This window comes from Pseudanabaena sp. 'Roaring Creek', from assembly GCF_001402795.1.
In the GTDB taxonomy this organism is placed as follows: domain Bacteria; phylum Cyanobacteriota; class Cyanobacteriia; order Pseudanabaenales; family Pseudanabaenaceae; genus Pseudanabaena.
In genome coordinates, this window is sequence record NZ_LIRE01000193.1 from 1 (window position 1) to 10513 (window position 10513).

Consider the following 10513-nt stretch of genomic DNA (forward strand, 5'->3'; position numbering starts at 1 on the left):
GGCGGTATGCTCTCTGTTTTTGGTTCTTAATTATGCCGAACTACTTAGTCATATTTAAATTGGGACTAGATTTGCAGAAAGACGCTTGAAGACAAGCCGTTCGTTCTCGATATCGACAAAAATTGTATCTCCATCTATAAATTCGCCTCGTAGAATACCCTTCGCAATTTGCGTTTCCAGTTGACGCTGAATGATCCGCTTGAGTGGACGCGCCCCATAGACAGGATCGTAGCCAACTTCAGCAAGAAAATCCAAGGCAACATCGGCAATTTTTAGAGTCATGCGACGATCGCTTAAACGCTTTTCTAAGCGCTGAACCTGTAGCTTGACAATCCGTCGCAATTCATCTCGACGCAGCGCATGGAAGATCACGATTTCATCAATGCGGTTGAGGAACTCAGGACGGAAGCTCGCTCGCATTGATTCCATGACCCGCTCGCGCATTTCTTCATGGCGGGAGTCATCGCCAGCAATATCGAGAATATACTGAGAGCCAACATTACTGGTCATGATGATAATGGCGTTCTTAAAGTCTACGGTGCGACCTTGGGAATCAGTAACCCTTCCATCATCAAGAATTTGCAACATGATGTTAAAGACATCGGGATGTGCTTTCTCAATTTCATCAAAGAGAATGACAGCATAGGGGCGACGACGCACAGCTTCGGTCAATTGACCACCTTCCTCATAACCGACATAGCCAGGAGGTGCGCCCACCAAGCGAGAAACGCTATGTTTCTCCATATACTCAGACATATCGATTCGCACCATCGACTCTTCCGTATCAAAGAGATAGGCGGCGAGAGCTTTGGCGAGTTCGGTTTTACCAACTCCCGTTGGTCCTAAGAAAATAAAACTAGCGATCGGACGGTTGGGATCCGCCAGCCCCGCCCGCGATCGCTGAATAGCATCGGCGATCGCCGTCACTGCTTCTTCTTGACCGATGACGCGATCATGAAGCACATTTTCTAGTTGGAGAAGCTTTTCCTTCTCAGATTCTACGAGCTTGCTCACGGGGATACCCGACCACTTGGAGATGATCTCGGCAATATCCTCTTCGGTAACTTCCTGACGCAGTAGCGATCGCCCAGAATTTTTCGCTTCCTCTAAATTGACCTCGGCAATTTCCAACTGACGTTGGAGGTCGGTAAGTTTGCCATATTTCAATTCAGCCGCCTTGCTCAGATCGTAATCACGTTCGGCTTGTTGGATTTCCACATTCACATGGGCAATGTCTTCCTTGATCTTGCCGAGGTTGTCAATTACCTGTTTTTCCGCTTCCCATCGCGCTTTAAGGGTAGTTTGCTCTTCTTTCAATCCACCCAGTTCTTTATTCAACTTTTCGAGCCGATCGAGGGATTCGCGATCATTTTCCTTCTTTAATGAAAGACATTCCATTTCCAGTTGAATTACTTTGCGATTGATTTCGTCAAGCTCTTCGGGTTGCGAAGTGATTTCCATTTTTAATTTCGCAGCAGCTTCATCAACGAGGTCAATCGCCTTGTCAGGCAAAAAACGATCGCTAATGTAGCGATTAGAAAGGGTGGCAGCCGCCACTAAAGCCGTATCGGATATTTTGACATTGTGATGGGATTCGTAGCGATCGCGCAGACCGCGAAGGATCGAGATCGTATCTTCGACATTGGGCTGATCGACATAGACCTGTTGAAACCGTCGTTCGAGCGCGGCATCTTTCTCAATATATTTACGATATTCATCGAGGGTAGTCGCACCAATGCAACGCAGTTCCCCCCTTGCCAACATCGGTTTTAACAAGTTACCAGCATCCATAGCCCCCTGAGTCGCACCTGCACCCACAACGGTATGAATCTCATCGATAAAGAGAATAAATTGACCGCTTGATTCGGTAACTTCCTTCAGAACCGCCTTCAGTCTTTCTTCAAATTCGCCACGATATTTCGCTCCCGCAATCAGTCCACCCATATCTAGGGCGATCAGCTTACGACCTTGGAGAGATTCAGGAACATCACCACTCAAAATCCGTTGGGCGAGTCCTTCCGCGATCGCCGTTTTGCCAACCCCAGGTTCACCAATTAAAACGGGATTATTTTTGGTGCGGCGCGACAAAATCTGGATCGTGCGGCGAATCTCATCATCACGACCGATCACGGGATCGAGTTTACCCTCACGGGCTAATTCCGTAAGATCGCGACCATATTTGGTCAATGCTTCATATTTATTTTCGGGAGTTTGGTCGGTCACTTTTTGATTGCCTCGGACTTGCTGAATAACATTGCGGAGCTTGGTTTCATCCAGTCCCATTTCTTGATAGAGCTGTTTGCCAAAGCGCTCATCTTGGCAATAGGGTAAAAGGATATGTTCAATGGAAATAAAATCATCCCCAAAACTTTTGCGTTCCCTTTCAGCGCGATCGAGCAGCACATCTAAGTTTTTGCCTAGGTACACACTGCTGTTAGAACTAGAAACCTTGGGCTGTCGATTGATAAACTCGTCAGTGCGATCGCGTAAACGTTGAATGTTTAGCCCTGCTTTACTAAAAATACTTGCCGCTAGCCCCTCTTCATCCAGTAAGGCTTTGAGCAAATGTTCGGGTTCAATTTGCTGTTGCTGAGACGCTTTCACCACATCGGGTGTCCTTGCGATCGCTGCCCAAGCTTTTTCGGTAAACTGATTAGGATTTGTCGGTTGCATCGCGAGTTGCCTCCTGTGGTCGGTTTTAGAGATGATTTTAGAGATCGATAAATATCTATTGTGAATATTTTAGAGTGTCTCCCTTTTAAACAGGATCGGTTCTACATTGCTAAAGGGTGCGTGTTTCCGTACAAATCTCCTTTAGCGCCACTTTTTGGCTCAAGATCAGTAGAGCCCCACAAGCATTGGCGCACGCCACTGTTTGTGGCTCTAGTTTTTAATGGGGAGGGAGTATGTATTGGCGATCGCTGAAAAACAGATAAAATATTAAATATCTCTCACCAATAAGATTTCCCGATACTTGTCTTATGACCCTAAATAAAGTTCATCTCGTGGGACGGGCAGGACGCGATCCCGAAGTTAAATATTTCGAGTCTGGTTCGGTAGTTTGCAAATTTACAGTTGCCATCAACCGAGTTACAAGCAACCGCGACGAACCGCCCGATTGGTTTGACTTAGAAGCTTGGGGCAAAACCGCCGAAATTGCTTCAAACTATGTCAAGAAAGGTAGTTTAGTAGGCGTTGTTGGCTCCCTGAAGTTCGATCGCTGGAACGATCGCTCCACGGGAGAAGAACGCCAAAAATCGGTAATCTTGATCGATCGCCTTGAGTTGTTAGGCTCGCGCAAAGACAATGAAGCTGCCAGCAACAGCGGCAGCTATGACGATGATTTTTAGGCTGATACAGAAGAGTGTTAGAAGAGTGTTGCGGCGCTTCGCGCCGCAACACTCTTCTGGGTTTTGTTTTTGTCCTAACATAACTGGCTACTGCTATATAACGTGAGTTCGGGATAATTTGAAACGAGCTTGGAGAGAGGGTTTGCTACGCAAACCCTCTCTCCAAGCCCAAAAATAAAAGCCTTGCTACGCAAGGCTTTTATTTTTGGCTTGGTAAGTTTGCCTGCCAAACCCGAAATGACGTTATTTAGCAGTTCGGTTAAATACGGTTTTCCGACTCAAAAGCCTTTGAGCATATCGGTAAAAATATATTTAGATATTTTTACCGAATTATGCATTCAGGCATTAATTATGTTTAACCTTGGCGAACTTAACTCCAGTAACAATCTTTTACTTGATTACCTCAAGAAACAATCACCCGAGACATTAGCCACTGTCGCGCAGTCAGTTACGCCAGAAGCGCAGCAGATTATCAATCAAAATATTCAAAATTTGCTAGGTATGTTGCCCCCACCTCATTTCAATGTCAGTATCACCACTGATCGTGAAAACTTAGCAGGACTGATTGGCTCAGCGATGATGACTGGCTATTTCATTCGTCAAATGGAGACCAGAATGCAGTTAGATCATTCCCTATCCTCTGTATCGAGTCCTGAATAAACTAACGCCAGTTCGAGTTAAGCTGGCAAATTTTAAAACCCCAAAAGTAAAAGCCTTGCTAAGCAAGGCTTTTACTTTTGGGATTTTAGAAAGGATTTGCTATGCAAACCCTTTCTAAAATCCCGTTTAAAATTATCCCGAACTCATGTTACTTATGCTTCGAGTGAAAACGGATCCCCAAGAACACATCGTACAAAAAGCCAGCTAGATCGGGCATCTTGAAAATCCCTAGGGTCTGGGGTGAGCCATTGGCATCAAGCAATGGCTTCATTTGATAGTAGGCACTCTCATAATAGTACCAAGGTACATTTGGCCATAAATGATGTACCAAATGGTAATTTTGACCTAAAAGTAAGATATTGAGAAACTTACTGGGATAAACACGAGCATTTTTCCAACGCGATCGCTCTACAAAAGGACGATGGGGAAGGTAATCAAAAAACAAGCCGAGCAATAGCCCCATCACTGCGGCTGGAACAAACCAGAAGTTCATCATATAGCCCAGAAATCCATAGTGATAGCCGACAAAAATAGTCGCTACCACGATCGATCGGCTGATTGCCCATTCCAATAATTCGTAATTACGCCACAGACGACGCTGGAAAAAGAAAACTTCATGATAGAAAAATCGCGCGGCAATCAACCACAATGGTCCACCCGTAGAAACAAAATGATCTGGATCATCCTCTTCATCATTTACATGGGCATGGTGCTGCATGTGGACGCGAGTAAATACGGGAAATACAAATCCTTGTAAAATAGCGGCAACATGTCCGATCGCTGCATTCACAATACGATTGGGGTGAGCGACATTATGACAGGCATCGTGGATGACGGTTCCCAATACATAGAGCGCCGAAAAATTACAAAGAAATACTAGCCAGTGTGCCCAGCCCCATACCCAATACCCTGTCGTTGATGCGGTTGCTAAAACAATTGAACCTAATAGCAGTAGTATTGTTGGATTAAATCCCTGTGCTGCGCCCATCAGACCGATTGGAACAGTTAGGGCTCTGCCCTGCTGCTGCATTGTGTCACTCCTTTCTCAAATTTCCTATCTTTAACTATTTTCAACAAGCGGCTGTGCGCCATGAACTGAGAGCTATTGGCTTACAGGTTACATGAATCAAATATTTTTGATTGTTGCGTTTTATTACATTTTTTATTATCCTCTATGCTACCGATAATAGAGCGAGATTGCAACTTTGATTTTGACGCAATAATAAAATTTCTGACTCTTTCTCCGATCCCCGTGAATAATTGGTGCCGATCGACTTTACTAATCGCGATCGCCGCCAATGGTTAGCTTTTTAACATCTATTTTTCGGATTTTCTGGCGGGAGGGGAGAAGAGCGGTTTACTCAGAAATTTTACTCAGAAATTTCATTCAGAAATTTTATTCAGAAATTCTACTCAGAAATGAGATTGGGGGATTTAGCAGCATTGAGAATGGCTAAAAACATATTTCTTAACAATTGCCTAGAATGTATTTACCGATCGCCTCAATCTTGAATCTATGTACTCCTCTAATCCCGAATTAATTCTGATTGTTGATGATACACCCGTTAATTTAGAAGTTATTTCTGATGCCCTGATTAATGCCAAATTTGAAGTTGCGATCGCTCTTAGTGCCGAACGCATGTTTAAACTGCTTCAACGACAATCCCCCGATCTGATCTTGCTAGATGTAGAAATGCCAACAATGGACGGATTTGAAACTTGCCAGAAATTGAAAGCCATGGAAAGTTGTAAGGAAATCCCCATAATTTTTATGACGGGGCTATCCGATACGGAAAGCAAGACAAGAGGGCTGGAATTAGGAGCTGTAGACTATATTACCAAACCTTTTCAGGAAGCTGAGGTATTGGCGCGTATCAAAAATCATTTACAACTACGACGCTTAACAAAAAACTTAGAGCAGCAAGTATACCAACGCACGATCGAACTGGAAAAGGCAAACCAACAACTTGCCGAATATTCTTACACTTTAGAGCAAACAGTCCAAAGGCGCACGCAGCAACTACGCCGTAACGAACAACAACTGCTTTTTTTTGTAGAACATACACCAGTGGGCGTTGCAATGTTAGACCGACAGATGCGCTACTTAGTCGCTAGTAAGCGATGGTTAAGCGATTATCAATTGGAATCTTTGCCAATTAGCAGCTCTCACTATGATGTTTTTCCAAACATTTCTCCGCATTGGCGAGATGCCTATCAAGCGGGGCTAGCGGGAAGTGTGACGAGGAATGAAAAGGATCTTTATGTTCGCCCCGATGGAACTCAAGAATGGCTGCGCTGGGAGGTTCGTCCTTGGTACGATGAAACTGACTCCATTGGCGGAATTATTATATTTGGGGAAATTATCACCGATCGCGTCTGTACCGAAATCGCTCTACAGGAACTCAACCAATCCTTAGAAACCAAAGTAAAGCAGCGGACAGAAAAACTCCAAGCCAGTGAGGAACATAATCGCGCCTTGATTTCCGCTATCCCCGATCTATTGCTGCGAGTAAGGCGCGATGGAACCTATATGCCGATGTTTTCTGCGGTCCAGTCAGATGCTGAACCCACCGATCACCCTCTTTATAAGAACCTACCCCTTGAACTGCAACAAAACAAGCTAAATGCCATTGAAAAGGCGATCGCTACCAATAGGCTACAGGTCTACGAGCAACAATTTATCAATAATGGTCGCCAATATTATGAAGAAGTACGGATTACACCTATTAGTCAGGAATATGTTTTACTGATGGTGAGAGATATTAGCGATCGTAAAATTGTAGAACAAAAACTGAAATCCGAGAGTTTAAGGCTGCAAGTTGCTCTAGAAGCAGCGGAAATGGGAACTTGGGAATCAAACTTGGACAAGGGTTACTGGTCTGAGCGCACAGAAGAAATTTTTGGCTTTGCTCCTGGCCAATTTCCTGGCGATCGGGAAGCTTTTCTGAAGTTAGTTTATATTGAGGATCAAGAGCGGGTATTTCAGACCCTACACCATAGCTTTACCACCCATTCTCCATACAAAATCGAATATCGCATCAATTATCTTAATAGGGAAATTCGCTGGATTGCGGTAAGTGGAAAAGTCGTGGAGACCGAAGATGGCGAAGGTTTTCGGATCATTGGAGTCGCGATGGATATCACCGATCGCAAGCAATCAGATCTCGAAAGAGAAACACTTCTACAAAATTTATCATGGGTAAATAGTGAATTGAAGCAGGCGAACCAACAATTGGCAGAATATTCACAAACCTTAGAAAATCGCGTAGAGGAGAGAACCGTCGCCCTAAAATCAGCCCAAGAGCGCATCATCGCTCAAGAAAAACTAGCTTCCCTTGGGACGCTGACGGCTGGTGTTGCCCATGAATTACGCAACCCTCTCAATTTTGTCAAAAATTACGCTGAAGGTTCTATCGAACTAGCGCAGGATCTTCTCGACGCTCTACAACCCATGATGCAATCCGATGCCCCTCCATCTCAAGTTATAAAAGCTTTGATTGATGATTTGCAGGAAAACGCTAGCACAATCTGTCGTCATAGCCAACGCGCTGAGGAGATCATTACCAGTATGATGCAGCATACTCGCACTGATATTGACAATCACTGTACCCAATTCACCAAAATCAATGAATTACTTAACGAAGCCATCAATTTGTCATTTCATAGTAAATTTGCCAGCGGTGATGACTTTTTAGTAACTCTCAAGACGAACTACAGTCCCGATGTCGATATTGTGGAGGTAATTCCTACTAATCTCATCCGAGCTTTCATTAATTTAGTTGATAATGCCTGTGATGCAATTCGTTTAAAACTTTTGGAATTAACTAGAAATAATTTGCGAATTGACTCAGAATATAAACCGACCCTCACAGTTTCGACAAGAATGGTTAGCGATCGCGTAGAAATTCGCATACATGACAATGGATATGGTATCGCACCAGAGATCCTATCTAAAGTCCTCGATCCTTTTTTCACAACTAAGCCTCCTGGGGCAGGGACGGGACTAGGGCTTTCTCTTACCCATGACATTATAGTTAAGCAACATCAAGGCTCCTTAGATATCGTTAGTAATTTAGGTGAATTTACTGAGGTTACGATTACTTTACCTCAATAATTGATCAACTAAAATATCCAGCAAATTCCAAAAGACAACAAGCTAAAATTTGTTAGAAATCTGGTTAAATTAATGTTTCCAACAGGAATTTAACTTTTATTTCAGATTAAAGTACTATGGGAACTTGGTCATAGCAAAATAAGAGCTAATGGGATTGGCTTTAATTTTTATATCAGCCTGTGCTAAGGTGAAAACCGCTATAGTTGATGGGGGCTGTCGAAACTAATATTAATCGAGCCATGAAAAATAAATTAAATTTGGTTCTTGTAGTTGATGATGAGGTGGAAATCCAACGCCTCATGCAGCAGCGTTTTAGAAAAAGAATCCAAGCGGGTGAACTTAATTTTCAATTTGCTCAAAATGGGGTAGAAGCGCTTCAGATATTACAAAACAGCGCCATTGATATGGTTCTAACAGATATCAGAATGCCAGAAATGGATGGGTTAACTCTACTTTCTAAGCTAGCCGAGATCGATCGCCCTCTCAAAGCTGTAGTGGTTTCCGCCTATGGGGACATGAAAAACATTCGGACAGCGATGAATCTCGGTGCTTTTGATTTTTTGACTAAGCCCATTAATTTTGAAGATATGGAGGTAACCATTAATAAAACGCTGACCTTCGTTCATCATTTGCAGCAGCAACAGCAAAGTCTGCAAGAAGCGCAGGAGCGGTTGCATAATTTAAGCTTTTACGATCAATTAACGGGAATCCCCAACCGTAACGGGCTAATCAAACAGGTTGCGCAAGGCATTGACCTCCAAAAATCTCATCAAAAAGACTTTGCCCTCTTGATTATTGATATTGAGCGATATGCAATTATTAAATCTGGATTTGGTCATGCTGTGAGCGATCGCCTATTAGTTGAAGCTGCCCGTCGCTTAGAGCAATGGAACGCTCCCTCAAAAATATTAGCTCGCCTAGAAAATAACGAATTTGCTATTTTTTTTCAACCCCTAGAAAGTCTAGAAGTTGTGGATATTTATATCAAAGAACTACATCAATTGTTTGAATATCCCATTGAACTAGAGGAAATTAGCATATCCTCATTAATCCATATAGGCGTTGCCTTAAGCAATATTGTCTATGAGAAAGCCGAAGATCTGCTCCAAGCTGCAGATACAGCTAATAATTATGCCCGATATGGCTCTGGGACGAGAACAGTCTTTTTTCATCCAAGTATGCAGCAAACTGCTATACAACGGCTAAATCTAGAAGTGAACTTGCAAGAAGCGATTAAATCCGAACAATTGCAAGTCCATTACCAGCCTATTTTCGCCTTAAACTCACTCAAGATCGTGGGCTTTGAAGCTTTAGTGAGATGGCAGCATCCAACCCAAGGGTGGATATCTCCCTTAAAATTCATTCCTCTAGCTGAAGAGACGGGACTGATTGTATTACTCGGTAATTGGGTATTACTTGAAGCCTGTCAGCAGATGGGGCGATGGAAGAATGAATTTGCTGATATCTGCCCTGATTATATCAGTGTTAATCTTTCGGGATTGCAGTTAGTGAGCCCCACATTGCTACAAAATATTGATAAAAACCTGATGGATGCGGGCTTGAGTGGAGAGAATTTAGTTTTAGAAATTACCGAAACAGTTTTAATGGAAAATATCAGAGATGCGATCGATATTCTCCGAAATTTACGCGAACGGAAAATTGGGTTATCGATTGATGACTTTGGAACGGGTTACTCCTCACTATCCTATCTGCAATCATTGCCTTTAACCGCCCTAAAAATCGATCGATCTTTTATTCAGAATATTGAAACTAATCAAACTAATCTAGAAATTACAGCCACGATTATTGGTTTAGCTAAACGTTTGGGCTTAAAGGTAATAGCTGAGGGGTTAGAAACGGAATTACATATTGAGATTCTATCTTCTCTTGACTGTGACTACGGACAGGGTTTTATCTTTTCCCGTCCGATGTCTGCAAATGCTGCGACAGCACTAATTGCAGCGCAATCTCTTGATAATTAGTCAGTTAATTGCACTATACCAAAACACAAAATGGCTACGCCATTTTGTGTTTTAAAAAATCTTACTGGGTTTGTTTTTTAATTCACAAAAGTGTTGTCACACTTTCGTGAATTGGTATAAGCCTAAAACCAAAAACCTGTGGCGCACGCTGTGCGTGCGCCACAGGTTTTTAATCTGGATTTTAATTATGCCCATCTTATAGCTACATTCACTTGAATTAGGACAAATCAAAACCCAAGAATTAATTGTAGGACAAATCAAAACCCAAGAATTAATTGTAGGACAAATCAAAACCCAAGAATTAATTGTAGGACAAATCAAAACCCAAGAATTAATTGGCGGCGCGAAGCGCCGCCGATTAATTCTTGGGTTTTATGTCCTAGTACACTTGGCGACAGCTATACTTA

At 42.9% G+C, this 10513-nt stretch carries 6 protein-coding genes; 4 read left to right on the forward strand and 2 right to left on the reverse strand.

Annotation, left to right across the window (positions count from 1 at the left end; translation table 11 throughout):
* Nucleotides 1–54: 54 nt before the first annotated feature.
* Nucleotides 55–2673 carry an ATP-dependent chaperone ClpB gene (gene clpB, locus AC805_RS06160; protein ID WP_055074602.1) on the reverse strand — a complete coding sequence of 873 codons (2619 nt, stop codon included), beginning with the start codon at nucleotides 2671–2673 and terminating at the stop codon, nucleotides 55–57.
* Nucleotides 2674–2981: 308 nt separating this feature from the next.
* On the opposite strand from clpB, the gene AC805_RS06165 reads away from it, so the two are divergent.
* Nucleotides 2982–3350, forward strand: coding sequence for a single-stranded DNA-binding protein (locus AC805_RS06165; protein WP_055074603.1), 369 nt, complete (start codon nucleotides 2982–2984; stop codon nucleotides 3348–3350).
* Nucleotides 3351–3701: 351 nt separating this feature from the next.
* Nucleotides 3702–4010 carry a DUF760 domain-containing protein gene (locus AC805_RS06170; protein ID WP_055074606.1) on the forward strand — a complete coding sequence of 103 codons (309 nt, stop codon included), beginning with the start codon at nucleotides 3702–3704 and terminating at the stop codon, nucleotides 4008–4010.
* A 148-nt stretch (nucleotides 4011–4158) separates the two neighbouring features.
* Here the strand turns inward: AC805_RS06170 and crtR are convergent, their stop codons facing one another.
* Nucleotides 4159–5040, reverse strand: a complete 882-nt coding sequence (gene crtR / locus AC805_RS06175; protein WP_055074604.1) for a beta-carotene hydroxylase — start codon at nucleotides 5038–5040, stop codon at nucleotides 4159–4161.
* 486 nt (nucleotides 5041–5526) lie between these two features.
* On the opposite strand from crtR, the gene AC805_RS06180 reads away from it, so the two are divergent.
* The gene (locus AC805_RS06180; protein WP_055074605.1) at nucleotides 5527–8124 is read left to right on the forward strand and encodes a response regulator; all 2598 of its coding nucleotides are present in this window, start codon (nucleotides 5527–5529) and stop codon (nucleotides 8122–8124) included.
* 239 nt (nucleotides 8125–8363) lie between these two features.
* The gene (locus AC805_RS06185; RefSeq protein ID WP_055074607.1) at nucleotides 8364–10106 is read left to right on the forward strand and encodes a bifunctional diguanylate cyclase/phosphodiesterase; all 1743 of its coding nucleotides are present in this window, start codon (nucleotides 8364–8366) and stop codon (nucleotides 10104–10106) included.
* Nucleotides 10107–10513: the final 407 nt, after the last annotated feature.